Annotated in this window: 14 protein-coding genes; 4 read left to right on the top strand and 10 right to left on the bottom strand. The window is 46.7% G+C overall.

All coding sequences use genetic code 11. The features are described from left to right. Positions 1-57 precede the first annotated feature (57 nt). Positions 58-1,476, bottom strand: coding sequence for a restriction endonuclease subunit S (locus AELLOGFF_RS07790; RefSeq protein WP_159268225.1), 1,419 nt, complete (start codon positions 1,474-1,476; stop codon positions 58-60). Continuing rightward, a complete protein-coding gene (locus AELLOGFF_RS07785; protein WP_159268224.1) occupies positions 1,466-3,121 on the bottom strand; it encodes a type I restriction-modification system subunit M in 1,656 nt (551 codons plus the stop codon). The genes AELLOGFF_RS07790 and AELLOGFF_RS07785 overlap by 11 nt, the downstream gene beginning before the upstream one ends. A gap of 239 nt (positions 3,122-3,360) precedes the next feature. Here AELLOGFF_RS07785 and AELLOGFF_RS07780 point away from each other — a divergent pair, with 239 nt between their 5' ends. Further along, positions 3,361-4,563: a hypothetical protein gene (locus AELLOGFF_RS07780; protein WP_159268223.1), complete on the top strand. Its 1,203-nt coding sequence runs from the start codon at positions 3,361-3,363 to the stop codon at positions 4,561-4,563. 121 nt (positions 4,564-4,684) lie between these two features. On the opposite strand, the gene rdgC is transcribed toward AELLOGFF_RS07780, so the two are convergent. Continuing rightward, a complete protein-coding gene (gene rdgC / locus AELLOGFF_RS07775) occupies positions 4,685-5,623 on the bottom strand; it encodes a recombination-associated protein RdgC (protein WP_159268222.1) in 939 nt (312 codons plus the stop codon). A gap of 105 nt (positions 5,624-5,728) precedes the next feature. Further along, on the bottom strand, positions 5,729-7,351 hold the full coding sequence (locus tag AELLOGFF_RS07770) for a hypothetical protein (RefSeq protein ID WP_159268221.1): 1,623 nt from the start codon (positions 7,349-7,351) through the stop codon (positions 5,729-5,731). A 183-nt stretch (positions 7,352-7,534) separates the two neighbouring features. Between AELLOGFF_RS07770 and AELLOGFF_RS07765 the strand changes: the two genes are divergently transcribed. The 3 genes from AELLOGFF_RS07765 (at position 7,535) to AELLOGFF_RS07755 (ending at position 10,999) form a co-directional block, all read left to right on the top strand. After that, a complete protein-coding gene (locus tag AELLOGFF_RS07765) occupies positions 7,535-9,349 on the top strand; it encodes a cation:proton antiporter (RefSeq protein WP_159268220.1) in 1,815 nt (604 codons plus the stop codon). A gap of 133 nt (positions 9,350-9,482) precedes the next feature. After that, entirely contained in the window at positions 9,483-10,091 is a 609-nt protein-coding gene (locus AELLOGFF_RS07760) for a TetR/AcrR family transcriptional regulator (protein ID WP_159268219.1), read from the top strand. Then, positions 10,088-10,999, top strand: a complete 912-nt coding sequence (locus tag AELLOGFF_RS07755) for a haloalkane dehalogenase (RefSeq protein WP_159268218.1) — start codon at positions 10,088-10,090, stop codon at positions 10,997-10,999. The genes AELLOGFF_RS07760 and AELLOGFF_RS07755 overlap by 4 nt, the downstream gene beginning before the upstream one ends. A gap of 85 nt (positions 11,000-11,084) precedes the next feature. On the opposite strand, the gene AELLOGFF_RS07750 is transcribed toward AELLOGFF_RS07755, so the two are convergent. The 6 genes from AELLOGFF_RS07750 to AELLOGFF_RS07725 form a co-directional block, all read right to left on the bottom strand. Continuing rightward, a complete protein-coding gene (locus tag AELLOGFF_RS07750; protein ID WP_159268217.1) occupies positions 11,085-11,528 on the bottom strand; it encodes a nuclear transport factor 2 family protein in 444 nt (147 codons plus the stop codon). 63 nt (positions 11,529-11,591) lie between these two features. After that, positions 11,592-12,461: an amidohydrolase family protein gene (locus tag AELLOGFF_RS07745; protein WP_159268216.1), complete on the bottom strand. Its 870-nt coding sequence runs from the start codon at positions 12,459-12,461 to the stop codon at positions 11,592-11,594. Between the two features lie 147 nt (positions 12,462-12,608). Then, a complete protein-coding gene (locus AELLOGFF_RS07740) occupies positions 12,609-13,052 on the bottom strand; it encodes an HIT family protein (protein ID WP_159268215.1) in 444 nt (147 codons plus the stop codon). A gap of 2 nt (positions 13,053-13,054) precedes the next feature. Continuing rightward, complete coding sequence (locus tag AELLOGFF_RS07735) at positions 13,055-14,155, bottom strand: MBL fold metallo-hydrolase (RefSeq protein ID WP_159268214.1); 1,101 nt, start codon at positions 14,153-14,155, stop codon at positions 13,055-13,057. Between the two features lie 85 nt (positions 14,156-14,240). After that, entirely contained in the window at positions 14,241-16,406 is a 2,166-nt protein-coding gene (locus AELLOGFF_RS07730) for a xanthine dehydrogenase family protein molybdopterin-binding subunit (protein WP_159268213.1), read from the bottom strand. Further along, a complete protein-coding gene (locus tag AELLOGFF_RS07725; protein ID WP_159268212.1) occupies positions 16,403-16,909 on the bottom strand; it encodes a (2Fe-2S)-binding protein in 507 nt (168 codons plus the stop codon). The genes AELLOGFF_RS07730 and AELLOGFF_RS07725 overlap by 4 nt, the downstream gene beginning before the upstream one ends. Positions 16,910-17,059 lie beyond the last annotated feature (150 nt).

Genomic DNA, 17,059 nt, shown 5'->3' with positions numbered 1-17,059 from the left:
CTCCTTGCGATGCTGGCGTGGTGTAAACATGATTCTGCCAGACGACGAGAACATCGGCTACAACGCCTCGTCGATCTGTTTTTCGGCGTCTGGGATACGGAGTTCACCGGAGAGGAGTTTGGGGAGGAGCGTGTCGCGGAGTCGAGACAGAACGTCGCTTTCTTTCTGACACTTAAGAACCCGGCGGAATAATGGACTCACCTTTGTTGTAAATAATTGCACGATCTCGTTAGCAGGTAATATCGAAGGGGCATCCATTATTCCATTTGCGCTGATATTAGGCTGGGCACTTCCATGAGCATTATTAACTATATGAGATGTTGCTGTACCCTCCATGAGCAAACAATAAGTAAACCATATCTGATTTGTTATCTCACTCCGAGGAATAAATTTAGCGACACGCTGATTTAATAAATAGTCCTGACCTGATGCACCAACCAACAACCCGTATTTACCAACTGTAGCCCCAGTCATGGCCATCAATAAGTCGCCATTCTTAAGCCAAAATTTACTAGCAGTTGGAGCGACAACGCGAGGTATATGTTGTACATCTGAAACATCAACCCTACGATTGTCTTGTATATTTTTAATCTTAATGACTGGGCAGCCGGTATCGCAAAAGTCTTTACTCTTAAATGCAAATCCACCAATTACTTCACTGATCATACCTAATGTTCCAGATTCCCACCCCTCCGGCACCCAGCCCATTTCTTCGGTCAACACAAACCGGTCTGGAAATTGTGCGCGTATATGTTCGGGCAAAGTGCCATTCTGAGGTAGGGGCGACCGGCCGGTCGCCCCTACGGACTTTCTACCTTCGGCGCGGACGGCCAGTTCAGGAGGAATCGGATTCCCCGCCGCCAGTGCGTTGTCGATCACGGGGTCAAAATCCACAAACCAACTTTTGAATAGGGCTTGCGCCATGGATTCTAGCGTGGCGTTCATTTGCCGGTTTAGTTCGATTTTGTCGTCTAGGGTGCCGAGGATATGGGCGATTGATTTTTGGTCGGTAATGGGAGGTATCGGAAGCTCAAATTTTGGAATGTCAGCGCATCTTAAGCTATCGAATACAGCTCCAACATTTAGATATTTGGCTACTTGCTCCCACCAAAATGGGCTACGTACGATCCATCTTAGAAACGGTGGGTAAATACAACCCGAAGTAGATCGCAGCAGCACTAAGTTTTGTCCGAGAGCAAAACGACGGCTACCATCAACATACGCCGTTTCACCGGGATTACATCTGCGTGACAGGACTATATCGTCTTTCTTTGGATCAGCTTTTTTAGTCCACTCAATTAAATCTGCCTCAGAAATCAATCTAGGGGATGCATTAAAATCGATACAGCCCGCACTCATTTGTGGGATAGCAATATAAGGAAAACCAACGTCCGCAACAGGGGGTGTTTTGTGCACACAATCAATTAAGCTAACGCCCACCGTTTTCAAAGCTTTCTGTGGCCACTCACTCCCCATACCCAAGCCCCGCCAAATTCTCCCGAATCACCGCATCCAGCTTCTCTGCCTCGTCCATCTGCTGATACAAAGTCTGGCTTAACTCCGTCATCTTTGTCTCAAAGGGAATGCCGTCATCTTCAATCGCTGCCGCGCCAACATAGCGGCCCGGTGTGAGTACGTAGTCATTGGCTTTGATGTCGTCTAGCGTGGTGGTTTTGCAGTAGCCGGCAATGTCTTGGTAAAGCGCTGGATTCCCGTTTTCACGGGAATGACTGCCAAGGGCTTCTTGGGCATCTGAGGCAGCGGCTTCGCCTCGCCAGAGGTGGTAGGTGTCGGCGATGGTTTTGATATCATCAGCGGTCAGTTCTTTATGAGTTCTATCCATCATACTGCCCATGTTGCGGGCGTCTATAAACAGGGTTTCGCCTTGGCGGTCGCGGTGGTTACTTTCTGAGTGGCCTTTGATGGTTTGGGCTTTTTTGTTTTTGGTGATGAACCATAAACACACGGGTATTTGGGTGGTGTAAAACAGTTGGCCCGGCAGCGCGATCATGCAATCTACTAGGTCGTTCTCTATCAGCTTTTGGCGGATCGCACCTTCGCCTTTGGTGTTGGTGCTCATGGAGCCGTTGGCGAGTACAAAGCCTGCAACGCCGTTCTCTGACAGTTTGGACACCATGTGTAGTATCCACGCGTAGTTGGCGTTGCCTACCGGTGGTACGTCGTAGCCTGACCAGCGCGGGTCGTCGGTGAGTTCATCTGTTGCCCGCCACTGGTCTAGGTTGAATGGCGGATTAGCCAGGATGAAATCGGCTTTTAGGTCTGGGTGCTGGTCTTTAAAGAAGGTGTCTGCGGCTACGTCGCCCAAGTTACCAGAGATGCCGCGTATCGCTAGGTTCATCTTAGCCAGTTTATAGGTGGTGCTGGTTTGTTCTTGCCCATAGATGGAGATGTCTTTGGTATTGCCTTGGTGGTTTTCTACAAACTTAACCGACTGCACAAACATACCGCCTGAGCCACAGCAGGGATCGTAGATTTTACCCTGATAGGGTTCAATCATTTCAGCCAGTAAATTAACGATGCACTTGGGGGTATAAAACTCGCCGCCGCCCTTGCCTTCAGTCGCTGCGAACTTGCCAAGGAAGTATTCGTAAACCCGACCTACTACGTCTTCTTCTTTGTCTTCTTGGGTGTCGATGTTGTTGATGGAGTCGATCAGCGCTGCGAGCTTGCTGCCGTCTATACCAAGGCGCGAGAAGTAGTTGTCTGGCAAAGCGCCTTTTAGTGAGGGGTTGGACTTCTCGACAGTATGTAAGGCGGTGTCTATTTTAACGGCAATGTCGTCTTGCTTGGCCTGCTTTTGTATAAACGACCAGCGGGCTGTCTCGGGCAAATAGAAGACATTGTGCATGGTGTAAAACTCCACCATGTCTACATAGTCGCCCTGCCCTTCAGCAATTAATTGCTGCTTGCGCTCTTCAAACTTGTCGCTAACAAACTTGAGAAAGATAAGACTCAGGATGACGTGTTTGTATTCAGACGACTCAACCGTACCGCGCAATTTGTCGGCGGTATCCCAGAGGTTTTGTTCAAAGCTCTTTTGTTTGGCGGTAGGTTTAGTTTTAGTTGGTTTGGTGGCGCTACTGCTGGACTTCCCGGCCATGGTGCTTCCCTTAAACATGATGGACTTAGCGCTAACTCATCATTGCGCTGGCTTGTCATTATGCGGGGATTCTATCAGCTACGGCTAGTTTGGTAAGCCCTTTACTTAAGCGATGTTCTGAAAACTTCCTTTGAGTGCAAAACGCGAACATGACATCTAACAGAAAGCCTTAGCAAATAAGGCCTCATTATCAAATCTGGGTTAGAATCTCAAAAGAAACAGCAGCTTGATGCTGCATAATGTATTTATTCAAGGACGACGAAGTAATGATGCTGCGCAGCCTACCCGCAATTTTGCTTATTTCACTTTTCTCTTTTTCAGCGATTGCCTCTGACATGGAAACATCAGCAGATGATGTGGTCTCTTACGATCTTTCGGACTTACTGAAGGTACTAGGAAACGCACTGGCGGTGCATGATGAATTACCCACTCTGGAAGAGTCCAAGTTTCTAGGGCGAGATATGGAAGATGCGCAATCAGATATCGACAAATTGGTCGATGAGGCCATTGGTATGCTTGGCTCTAAAACCATTAAGGAGCTGAGAACACAGTACCGAAAACTTGAACGTAAAATTGAGCAGGTAAATAGCGATATAGTCGGCTATAAATCCAAGCGAATCCTTGCCCCCACCTCGGGTAAATCAATGGTTGGCAGTGTAACGCCGACACAAACCCTCAAGCGCTTTGTCGCCTCAACCAAAGGTGACTACGACCAGTTAATTGAAGCAGCTGAAAAGGATTTAGCAGCTTACAAAAGTGATCTTGCCAGTATTAAGGATGAGCTCCGCCAAGCTCTTGCAAGTATAGGCGTAACTGTAAACACTGAGCAGCTTGAAACATTAATGTCGTCTGTTGTGGGTGATGACATAATTTCAATGTCAGTGGTTTTTCGGACAATTAAAGACGTAACTGACCAGCTTGAAGCCCTTAGCAATGAAACCTCAGAGAGCTTGGAACATGCAAAAAAGTATTACGGTATGGTCGTTATTCTGTACCGGATAGTAACCACTATGCAGGACACCTTTATTGCACGGGTTGATGAACACTACCTGCCCAAACTCGTCGCTTATAAAGATGAAGCCAACGCGAATATCAAAGAATCACGCTTGTTGATGAAAAATGGCGTCAATGTCGACATATTAAAGGCAAATGTTCAAGCCAATAAACTCACCATTGAAGTGATAGAACTGTACACAAAGATGCTGAAGGACCAGAAAGCTAAAGTTGAAAAGGCGCGGGACATTGCCAGTAAGGAAGGCTTGGTGGCTGACAATACCTACCGCACTGTCAGTTTGAGCTCCGCTGTAGTCAGCATGATTCGTGAAGGCCGAAATACCTTTGAAACCTTGATGGGTATACAGATGCCCGACATTCGGGTATTCAAAAACGAAGATGTGCGCTCTGAATTCCAGAAGCTGACAGAGAAGATGAACGCGTCATAAGTAAGCAACACAGCTTAAATATTAAACAGTATTATGATGAAAAAAGGCGCTATGCTTTTCAGCATGCGCCTTTAATACTGTGTTCAAAAAATGATTCAAACACAGCGTTCATTAAATATCCTTACGCTGCGCTAGTAATAACCTCACCTATATCACTGAGGTCTTCACCGCCAAAAGCTTCTAATACCGCTGGAATAAATTTAGCGAATTCGGCGCTCATAATCGCAAAATCGACATCGAACTGTTCGGCTGCGCTTTCCGTGTTCACATCTCCAATTTTGTCTTGTATTAGGTCACCAAAATTAAGACGCTTGATGGTGAGCTGGTCATCGACAATGAATTCAATGTCGCCAGTCCAGCGCAAGGCTATTTTATTAACGAACATGCCCGCTTCAATATGGTTGGTTATTTCAGAGGCGCATAGATTTTGATTTTTACAGCGAATTACTGCGCTTTCGTCAGCTTTGTCTCTAAGCTCACATTCACCACCTAGCTCAAAGCCAGTCGGCGCGCTGCCTTGGGTAAGCCATTCGGTCATTTGATGTTGTGCTACGTTTTTTGCTTTTACGGGTATCAGCGGCAAACTGCCTAGCGACTCACGCAAGAAGTTAAGCAGTTCTTCAGCGCGATTATGTGAGCCGCTATTTACAACAAGCAAGCCTTGCTCAGGTGCAATGTAGGCAAACACCCGATTGGTGCGCGTAAAGGCTCTGGGGATTAAAGAGAATGTGATTTCTTCTTTTAGCTCAGTGCGTTCTTTGCGGCCAGGAATACGGTCTTCGGCCTCTTTAATTTCTTCTATCTTATCGGCTAACACATCGTTGACTACGGACGCTGGCAAAATTTTGTCTTGTTTCTGCGCGCAGATCATTATGCAGCCATTGGTGGCATGAATATATTCGCTGCCTTGATTGCCTAGTGGCATTGCCCAGCCGTAACTGGATACGTCTTGGCTATTGCAGGGTGCAAAGCATTTTTCAGCTAATTTTGTATTAACCTCTTCTGCTGTCAATGTGAAAGGCTTGGTAAAACGGTAGATCAAAAGATTTTTAAACCACATGTAGATTGCTGCCTGTACTGCTGTAAATGGAACAATGGAGTTGATCGCCCATTGTATTATCTAATTGCCCATTTTGTATGGATAGTATGGAAAGATTGCCACGCTTTACTTTGTTTTATTTTGACTGCGGACAAAATTATCACTCATAGTTTGGCATTTTTGCACATCAAAATAACGCTCACACACCTGTATAAGTTCGCTGTTTGGGCGAAGTTCGCAGCGCCAGTCTTGGCTGTTAAGGCTTTTGCCAGCACGTGCACAGCGTTGCGAGGATTCGGCTAAAAGTAAAACCTCACTTTGCTCATACCATTTTTCCAAGTTTTCTAAAATTTGCCGCTTTAATGCCAGTGGAGATTCTTTGCTATTTTGCCAAGTGCTGAGTTGCGCAATGCTTTGCCGCTGCCAGCTTTCCCAGAGCCCCGGCAACCCGGCTACCTGACCGTCTTTTGCAAGTGGTTTATTTTCATTTATATCTTTTAATAAATCAGCTTTTAACTTATTAAGCTCACTTGGCGATAAAATGACGCTACTCAGCAGTGATGAAAAGTGTTCATCCACACGCTGTTTATACCATAGATATTGGCTTTCTATACTGTTTCTCAACCCGCTATCAGGAAGGTCTATACCGCTATCACCTTGATTTGCACTCACAAAATTAGCGCCATTTTCATCCATCTTAATACCAATACCAATGGGCTTTCCTAATTCATACATTTGATAATGATTCAGGTTGCCGTAAAACATGGTTGTTAAGGGACCGTGATACAGCCATTTTCCTTCGTAAAGTGCATCGACGTTCACATTAGCCTCAGTGATGACCCCATGCTGATAAATTCGTAGACGATGGAAGATGCCTCCATTGTCGATATCCCGGGTAGAAATCTCTAACACTGACTCGGGATAATCCTCGCTTAGGGCATAGAATTGCGTTTTTGCACAATCGTAAACAAACACTTGTAATAAATGCTGTGGCACAGTGAGGTTAGGTGCGTGATCACAGTTGCCAAGTAGCTCAATATTTGAAAACGTGCCTGGCTCATAATAAAAATAATGCACCGGCTGTGGAGTAATCTGGTAGTTAAAATATTGCCTCTCAACGGCAAAATACTTGTTCTGATCGTTAACCGCGCTGATCTTTATTACCCCGCGTGGCAGACCTTCAAGAAAGCCGGCTTTGATTGTAAACGGCCCTGCCAAGTTACGATGAATAATTGGGTAGGTCTCTGGTCTGCCTTTTGGACTGATATTCCGGCGATATTGTAAGTATTGATTTTTGCCATTTAAAGTCATTAATAACGGGGCTTGAAATGGGTGAACATTGCTGTATTTGCCACGCCACTTGCTTTTAGTACTCTGCGCTAGAATTTGCTGGCGTTCATCTTCAATAGAAAAAGCACCTGAAAAACTAATCGCGCTGACGGTGCTAGTCACCTTAAATTTACCGTTGAGTTTTATCGTGACGGGCTTGTTGTTGACGTCAATATAACGCTGCGTTAATACACCGTGGTGAGGAAATCCCTGTGTATCAAACGTGCCAGCAAACTCGGTTTGCGCCTGATCTTGATAAGCCACATGGCCCTCTACGAAAAGGTCACGCTTGAGGCTGCCAGTGAACACTGGGGCCGTTTGAGCGCCATACTCAAAGCGCTTATTCTCAACATGACCAGCACAGCCGCCAAGTATCAATACACATAAATACCAAGCAATGGCGCATTGTAATCTGGCCATATTATCCACCCCTCCCTTTTCACTTTTTAATATCGGTCAATCATACCTTAATCACGCCCAGATGAATTGATCTGGATTCCCGCTTTTACGTAATGAGAATCTTAGAACGAGAAAATGGTCTCTTGTATACCCGAGGCATAGCATCGTTTAATAGATTGATAAAAACATCATAGAGCCCTACCCATGACCCACGCTTTAGTCAGTATTTTAGTTGCCGGGATTTTCTGTCAGTGGCTGGCGTGGCGGTTTCGCCTACCCGCCATTGTATTGCTAGCAGTCTGCGGGCTTTTACTTGGCCCCATCAGCGGCTGGATTCAACCCAGTGTTGATTTTGGCGATGGCCTAACCGCCGTTACCTCATTGTTTGTTGCCATCATTCTTTTTGAAGGCGGGCTTAATCTTCAATTCCACGAATTACGTGAAACCGCGCAGGTTACTCGACGCCTCACCTCGGTTGGCGTGGTTTTGGCCTGGGGGATCGGTCTTTGTGTCGCGCATTACATTGGCGGGCTAAGCTGGGGGATTGCCGCACTTCTTGGTGCCATTTTAGTTGTCACTGGCCCAACAGTAATAATGCCGCTGCTTAAACACGCCAAGCTCAATCGGCGCACCGCGTCTTATCTTAAATGGGAAGGTATTATCAATGACCCCATAGGGGTATTGCTGGCAGTGTTGGTCTACCAATATTTACTGTATTCCGGCGAAGGCCCTGCTATTCAGTCTATTTTCGCGAGCTTGGGGCTGGCATTGGCAGCGTCCGTCATATTAGGTGGCGGTATTGCTTACGGACTTGGGTATAGTTTTCGTAGAGGTTGGATTCCTGAATACCTAAAAGCGCCGTCAATTATTGCCTGTGTTTTAGCTGTCTACGCCCTCTCGGATCTCGTTCAACACGAGTCCGGCCTCCTTGCGACCACATTAATGGGGGTGGTTATGGGCAATATGGGCTTGCGTAGCTTGGATGAAATGCGGCGTTTCAAAGAGTATGTCACTTTAATTCTAGTGTCATTTTTATTTGTTGTTTTAACCGCGTCATTAACCAAGACTGCCCTGCAATCAATACATTGGCAATTGGTGGCAATGGTGTTTGGCTTTGTTTTTGTTGTTAGACCACTGGCAGTATTTTTGGCGACGATTCGCACCGACTGCAGCTGGCAAGATCGCTTGTTAATTGCATGGATAGCGCCGCGTGGTGTTGTGGCCGCTGCGTCAGCAGGGGCATTTGCACCCGCGTTGATTAATGCTGGCTTTGAAGACGCCCAATATTTGGTGCCAGCAGTATTCATGCTGATATTTGCCACTATTCTCGCCCATGGGTTTTCACTAGGGCCACTGACAAAATTACTTAAATTGGGCTCACCTGGTAAAGGGCGAATTTTAATTGTTGGCGCATCACCCTGGACCATTGAGCTAGCCATAGCCTTAAAAAAAGTTGATCAAGAAGTCGTTATTGCTGACTCTGAGTGGGGCCGTTTGCAATCGGCCCGTCAGCAAGGGGTGGATACCTGGTTTGGCGAGGTGTTGTCTGATATGGCAGAGGAAGCCATGGCATTAGACAATATTTATACAGTATTGGCTGCCACCGGTAATAATCATTACAACTCCATGGTATGCAACCATTTTGCCCCGCATCTTGGACGTCATCGTGTTTTTCAGCCCTACGATAGCGATGTAGAGCGCCACAAACGGGTGGTTTCAGAAACACGACGAGGTATAACTGCTTTTTCTGCGAATATTTCTTATGCTGAATTATGGACACGTATGATTAGAGGCTGGGCAATTCGTAAAACCAGCATCACCGACTCCTATTCAGAAACAGATTTTTTAGCGAAACTGCCCGACGACGCAGTGCGCTTGGCGATCATTCCGGAAAATGGAAAATTAGAGTGGCTAAGCCAAAACGCCCGTAAGTTTCAAACCGGCGACACCGTAATTAGCTTTGTACCACCAGAAAACCCCAAGCCTAGCTCGGAAGAAAGTACGCCAGCTACCGCCTGAGCCCGCTCTAAGCGCAACGATACTAAGGCCGCCGTTGCGTTTTTTTAAAAATTAACATCAAAATAGATGTCACCGCTTGACCTTGCCGTTAACTCAATCTATTTTGTATCAACTGTTATAAAATGGATAACGCATGGCCCGGCCACGACAACAAGAATCAAAGCAACTACTTGATGCAGCAACGCAGCTTTTCTGGCGACAAGGCTATGCGGCGACAGGTACCCGAGAAATTGAAACTGCATTAGGGCTTAAGTCTCCAGCCATCTATCATCGCTTTGGCTCAAAGCACGACTTATTTATTGCCAGTCTTAAGCACTATATCGCCACCGTGATTGACTGGCGTATAAAACATTATCTTGAGGCTGAAGACGCTCTAAAGGGCTTGCAGGATTTTTTTACTTCTATTCCTCTAAGTGCCAGTAAATACCACCAGCCTCCTAGTTGCTTGCTAGTTAATACCACCCTTGAGCGCGCGGCGGAAAATCCCGATATTAATACCTGTCTACACGAAGGTACTCTCAAAGTGTTATTAGGCCTGCGCAATAATTTAAAACGTTTACAGGTAGAGAAGATTTTATCGCCAAATGCCGACATTGAAGCCACCGCTGATAACCTCCAATTGCAATTATTTGGCTTACTGGTAAGTAGCCGCCTACCCCATGAGCATCACGCACTGCTAGCAAAAGCCACACACATAACTACCACGCTTGATATAAAACCTAAAAATGGAGCACAAATATGAAATCCCTACGTACCCCCGACCACTGTTTTGCTAATTTAGCGGACTACCCTTTTTCACCTAATTATATTGAGGTTGACGATACTGAGGGGGGAAGCCTACGCCTACATTATGTTGACGAAGGCCCAAAACAGGCGCCGCCCATTTTGCTAATGCACGGTGAACCAACGTGGAGTTATTTATACCGGAAGATGATTCCCGGTCTAGCGGTAGCCGGATTTCGGGTGATTGCCCCTGACCTTATTGGCTTTGGCCGCTCAGATAAACCCAGCGAGCGCAGCGATTATACCTACCAACGACATGTAGATTGGATACGCGCACTACTCATTCAATTGGATCTACAAGACATCACGCTCTTTTGTCAGGATTGGGGTGGCTTAATTGGCTTACGCTTACTGGCCGAAGAGAATAATCGCTTTAGCCGCACCATTGCTGCAAATACGATGCTGCCTACGGGCGACCATCATCCCGGTGAAGCATTTATTCAATGGCAGCAACTATCGCAAAACATTCCCAGCTTTACCGTGGGTAAAATCATTGCCGGTGCCTGTGTCAATCCAGTGTCAGCAGAAACGATTGCGGCCTACGACGCGCCCTTCCCCGATGAAAGCTATAAAGCCGGTGCACGCCAATTCCCCATGTTAGTTCCGATTTCACCAGAGGATCCGGCCGCTGTGCCTAATCGCAAAGCGTGGGAAACCCTCAGCAAAATAGAAAAACCCTTGTTGACGGCCTTTAGTGACAAAGACCCCATTACTGCCGGTGGCGAGCCCATTTTTCGCAAAATGATTCCAGGTTGCGAGGGCCAAGCTCATACCACCATTAAGGATGGCGGCCACTTTTTACAAGAAGACCAAAGCGAACGCTTGGTCGAGGTAATTCTTGAATTTATTGCCAAAACAAATAAATAGGCAAGCAAGTAAATACGAAAATCTGAGGGGCGCGGCACGCACCCCTCAGATATTAACTATGCAGACACACCACTAATAACCGCGATCACAACGCCATAAAATCCGGTACGTTAAACACCCAACTCTTCTCTTCACTGCGACGACAAATACGCCAGCCCTCAGATGTCCGGCGGTATTCATCAACATACCAAAGCCCCAACATAAACACCTGTTTGTTGTCCCCTATTGGCATTTCCATTGGATTGAAGCACATGACTCGGCCATGTCCGATGTCGCCATCGACAGTGATTTGAATATTTGCATTTAAATGCTGCGAAGCGCTAAAAGCGGGAAGCGCTTCATTCAAAAAAACGATGGTAGAAACCAAGTCACCTACCGTACCGCCAAACGCGCTGTAATCAATATGCGCGTCGGCGGTAAATATCGTATTTAGTTCATCCACTGCTTTGCGATCAATAATATCAGCGTAGCGGTATAGCATGTCCTGAATTTCAAAGCGGTCTGACATTTCCTGTATAGAGAGCGTCATTAACCATCTCCTTGCGCTTATATTTATTGTTATTGTTGTTGCTAGATCCAAGGCCTTTAGCGCTTAATCTAGCTTGAATACCCTCCTTGCGTTATCTCGTAAAAATTTTGGCCACACCTCGCCCTTAAACGGCACGTTCGGCATGTCCTTAAAAATACGATCTAGGGATAAGCCCATGGGAAAATAACCCGCGTACATCACCTTGTCGGCACCGCGACTATTCGCGAACTTCACGATTTCCTCAGGGTAATGCTTTGGCGCAAACGCGCTGGTCATATAGTACAAATTGGGGTATTTGAGCATCAGCTTCCAAGCGAGCTTTTCCCAAGGCTCAGCGCCATGACGCATTACTACTTTTAATTCTGGGAAAAACCAACACACCTCATCCAATAGCTCTACTTTCTGTGGTGCCATCGGTAGGCGCGGCCCCGGCACCCCAACACAGGGACAAAATGGAATATCGAGTTCAACGCACTTGGCGTAGATGGGATACCATTTTTTATCGTCATAAGGCACTTGTGGGCAGAGGCCTGAAGCAAAGCCCGTAATGGCTTTAATGCCATACGTTTGATGCAGGCGCACAATTTTACGGACTTCATCCATGCCATTATTCGGGTTCACTTCAAGACTGGCAAAAAAGCGGTCTGGATGGCGAGCCAACGCTTCTTGAGCAATAACATTGTGGTCGTCGATACCAAGCATGGCGCGCTCAATATTGTGTTTATCCATTTGCTCAATGGTATAGGCAATGTAATCTTCTTTTTTACCGCTCTCAGGAATGTCCTTAAACATATACTGTGCCGGCATCTTAAACATGGTCCGGCTCTCTTCATCCATGAGCAATGGCTTCATAAACTCGTACCACTGACTATTATCTTCGCCTGGTACGCTTAGCATCAAATCTATTACTTTTATGTCGTTTGGCATTGCCATGCTGACGTTTCCTCTCAATTATTATTTGATGTTGATGCTATACCGCATCGACTTTGAGATATTTTTGACGATGACAAGACCAATCACAATAACAATAGACGTCATCGTGATAAGCAAAACCGGTCAGAGCCTAATCTAAAAAGGCTGTTACGCTAGGGCTGCGCGTAATCGCTCCGCCATGTCTGCCAATTCGGCTTGAGGAGCGGCTTTACGGCCATGTATTTGCATTGATTGACCATGAAAACACGGGATGAGGTGGGTGTGGTAATGAAAGACAGTTTGTCCTGCTGCACGACCATTGAGCTGGTGAACGCCCAAGCCGTCGGCACCTGTAACTCGTTTAACAATTGGTGCCAAACGTTTTGATTGGCGTGCCAACGCTGTGACTTCAGAATCGCTCAAAGTAAAGATATTGTCGTGATGCTTAACGGGAATAATCAGGGTATGGCCCATAGAGACCGGGGCAATATCGAGAAAACACATTATGTCGTCATCGCGATAAATGATATGTCCCGGCGCTTTGCCGCTTAGGATTTTGCAAAAAATGCAATTTTCAGCGGCCATTTCTTCGCCAAATAATCCGCCCTGCATCTTTATACCTCCATGGGACCTTCGTCCAATTCATTAACAGCTTGGTAAGGGCAATTGTTAATATCGAGGGTCTGATAGCAATATACGCCATCTTCATCCAGCACCCTCGTCATACGACCTTCCGCGCACAAGAAATGCAAATGGGCAATGACTTCTCCCAACGCCAATTCAAGTTGTGAACTGCCAATTTCCCGTGAAAACAGCACACCAAATAAGTTAATCGCTTTTTGTGGTTCTACGCAGGCCTTCTCAATAGCCGCGAGATGACCCTCGTGGTGAGCAATCAAATAATCCAAACGTGGGTGCACTCCATAAAATGGAGCATTGTGGGCCGGCATTACCAAGGTATCGGCATCAATATCACGTCGGAAACGACGTAATCCGTCAAACCAATCTTGCAATGGATTAGCCTCAGGTTCTGATGGCATGACACTAACATTTGAGGTGATGCGAGGGATAATCTGATCACCCGACAACATTAATTTATCAGCTTCACAGTATAGCGATACATGCTCTGGTGAATGCCCAGCCCCCGTCATTACACGCCATTCTCGCCCGCCAATTGTAAAATGCTGCCCGTCTTTTAAACGGTTGTATGACAGGGGCAAAGGCTCAACAATAAAACCAAAACCCCGCCGCTTGGCACCATCACTTTGCAAGTAATCATCACCAAGTCCAGCACGGCGATAGTGGCGTTCTGCTGTCCAGCTCACCTCACCCTGTGGCATGGTGGTAAATACACGGGCTGATAAATACTCTTGTGCGCTCATATACAATGGAACCCGTAAGCTATCGCACAACCACCCAGCCTGTCCCACGTGATCTGGGTGCATATGGGTACAAATCACCCCCAAAACAGGTTTTGCTGACATCTGATTAGCCAGTAATAACTCCCAACGCTCACGGGTGTCACCCAGCTTTATGCCTGTATCAACAATCCACCAGCCCTCATTATCTTCAAGGACATAAAGGTTTATATGGTCTAAGGCCATTGGCAATGACATCTGTAGCCAATAAATACCTTTGGCAACTTCTATCCATTCCCCTTTTTGCGGTACGCCGTCAAAAGGATATTCAATACCGACCTTAGAACTATTACTCATAACAAATCAACTTATAAAATTTAAATAAAACAATATCTTAAAAGCAAAACACGAGATATTACTTTAAAAATAGCCCTGCAGCAGCTCATACCAATTTAAGTGGTAATTGCCGCAAGCGCTGCCCTGTTGCAGCAAACACCGCATTGGCTAATGCCGGCGCTAATGGCGGAACACCCGGCTCCCCTACACCTGTCGGGGAAGACGCATTTTCCATGATATGCACGACAATGTCAGGACTTTCATTCATCCGCAATAATTCATAATCATGAAAATTACTCTGCTGCACAGCGCCATCCATGATGGTGATGTCACCTTTCAATGCCGCAGTGAGCGCAAACACAATCCCGCCTTCCATTTGCGCAGTAACAATATCGGGGTTAATCGCTAGTCCGCAATCTACAACGCAAACAACACTGTGAACATTGATCTTGTTGGCTTCTATCGACACCGATACACACTGCCCAACCATAGTCTGAAAAGATTCATGTACGGCCAAGCCCTGAAACTGCCCCTTAACAGGATTACCCCAATCAGCTTTGACTCTAAGCTCTTCTAATACCCTACGACGGCTAGAATCTGCGGGCAAATGATCAAGACGGAATTGCAAGGGGTCTTGTTTTGTACGTGCAGCGAGCTCATCGATAAAGCTCTCCATGAAAAAACCATTTTGAGAGTGGCCAACCGATCGCCAATAACCAATGGGAACACTGGTTTCTTGCATCACATAATCGGTACGCTTATACGGGAAATCATAATCGGTATGAACCAGCCCTTCGGTTGCGGCAGGGTCAGAACTTGCCGCTAAATTTCCAATTTGAGGGTGTAGCGCATTAGGCAGCCATTGCGGTAAAAGGGTATTTGTCACGGCGCCAACAAATTGCCCCATAATACTGGGCGCAGCAACTTTTGCCTGTAAGCTTGTCACTGTATTGCCATCAATAGTGGCAGACATTTTAACCGACGAGTTGGGACGATAATAATCTCCCCGCATATCATCTTCTCGACTCCACACCAGTTTAATTGGATAACCGCTAAGCTGCGCAATTCTAGCTGCCTCAATTAAATAATCCGGCATGATACGACGACCAAACCCGCCGCCTAACATTTGGTTGTGGATGCGAATTTGCTCACGACGATGGCCAGTTGCATCCGCAATCGCTGACAAGGCAATATCGGGTGATTGGTTGCCAGTCCAGATTTCTATGGATTCATCAGTAACCACGGCCACTGCATTCATGGGTTCCATGGTCGCGTGGGCCAAATAAGGCACATCGTAAAGAGCCTCTATCAGCTCGCCAACCGCAGCACTTTGTTCGCCTTCTTCTTCGACATTTTTGCCTGACTTGGTTTCTATTAAGGTATGGCGCTCTGCACGTAGCGATTCGCTACTCACACCGGCTAAAGGGCCTTTTCCCCAAGTTACCGTCACTGCCGAGGCCGCTTGCTTAGCCTGCCAATATGTTTGCGCTATAACAGCAATAGCACCGTCTACATTAATGACAGATTTAACCCCCGGCTTTGCCAAAGCCGCAACGGCATCAAAGCTTGTCGCTTTACCACCAAAAGATGGAGAACGTAACATCACTGCGGTTAAGGCCTCTGGATACGTCACATCGATACCAAATTGCGAGTTGCCAGTGACTTTATCAATTGCGTCTAAACGCTGATTAACACGACCAATGTATTGGAAATCTTGCGGTGAAGTTAAGGTGACCGCTGCGGGAGCTGGTAAGGTTCTAGCTGTGGCAATAACATCGGCGAAAGATATATCCCCATTTACGTGGACAATACGACCATCACGCAAACTCAATGTTGACTCGGAAACATCCAATTGTTGAGCCGCCGCAGCCTTTAAAAGTGCCGCAACCGTCGCGGCCGCCTCTCTTAATGGTTGGTAGCTCAACCTGGCAGACGAGCTACCACCGGTAATCATCACGTAAAACTCAGGATCCCGAAAATCAGGATGAAATTCGGCGTGTTCAACCTTGATTAGCGCCGGATCCATTTTTAACTCTTCAGCCGCAAGTGTGGTAAGGCCGGTATACACCCCCTGCCCCATTTCCACTTTATGAAGCTGCAAAACCACATCACCACTCGCAGTTACTTGCAAAAACGCATTGGGCTGCAAGGCCGTCGCATTCATATTTGGGTAAGGCTGTGATTTAGAGCAGGCACTGAGATTAAAACCAATGGCAAGTCCACCGCCCAATAGCGCGGTGCTCTTAATGAAACTACGGCGAGATAGACTCATGAGGCCACCTCGCTTGTCTTGTTCGGCTGATAATATTGCACCGTCAATTCTGACGCCCGATGAATTGCTTTACGGATGCGGGGATAAGTGCCGCATCGGCATATATTGCCTGACATTGCGGCATCAATTTGCTCATCGCTAGGCGCTTGATTTGACGCTAACAACGCCACAGCCGACATAATTTGTCCCGACTGGCAGTAACCACATTGCGGCACATTCATTTCTAACCATGCCTGCTGAACCGGATGCAGGGCGTCGTCAGACTCAGCCAAACCTTCAATAGTGGTTACACTCTTGCCATCAATAAATTCCACAGGATAGCTACAACTGCGTACTGGGTTGCCATCTACGTGCACAGTACATGCTCCGCACAAGCCCATTCCACAGCCAAATTTAGTTCCCGTCATTGCCAGCTGTTCACGCAACACCCAAAGCAAGGGCGTGCCTGCATCCACGGTCAACGCCTGGGCCTGACCATTCACTGTGAAATTTAATTCTGCCATGTTTACTCCGATAACAATGCGTTGGCCACACTATACCGACACCGAAAACCAATGTCCTGCCAGACAGCGTGACGAAACCCAGATTATGCGTAAGGCTGGCGCGTAAAAGCATTAAATCTTGTTCATGAACAATCCTAACCCGCATGGGCA

The sequence above is a fragment of the Zhongshania aliphaticivorans genome, from assembly GCF_902705875.1.
In the GTDB taxonomy this organism is placed as follows: Bacteria; Pseudomonadota; Gammaproteobacteria; order Pseudomonadales; family Spongiibacteraceae; genus Spongiibacter; species Spongiibacter aliphaticivorans_A.
This window is presented reverse-complemented; position numbering and strand designations above follow the sequence as displayed.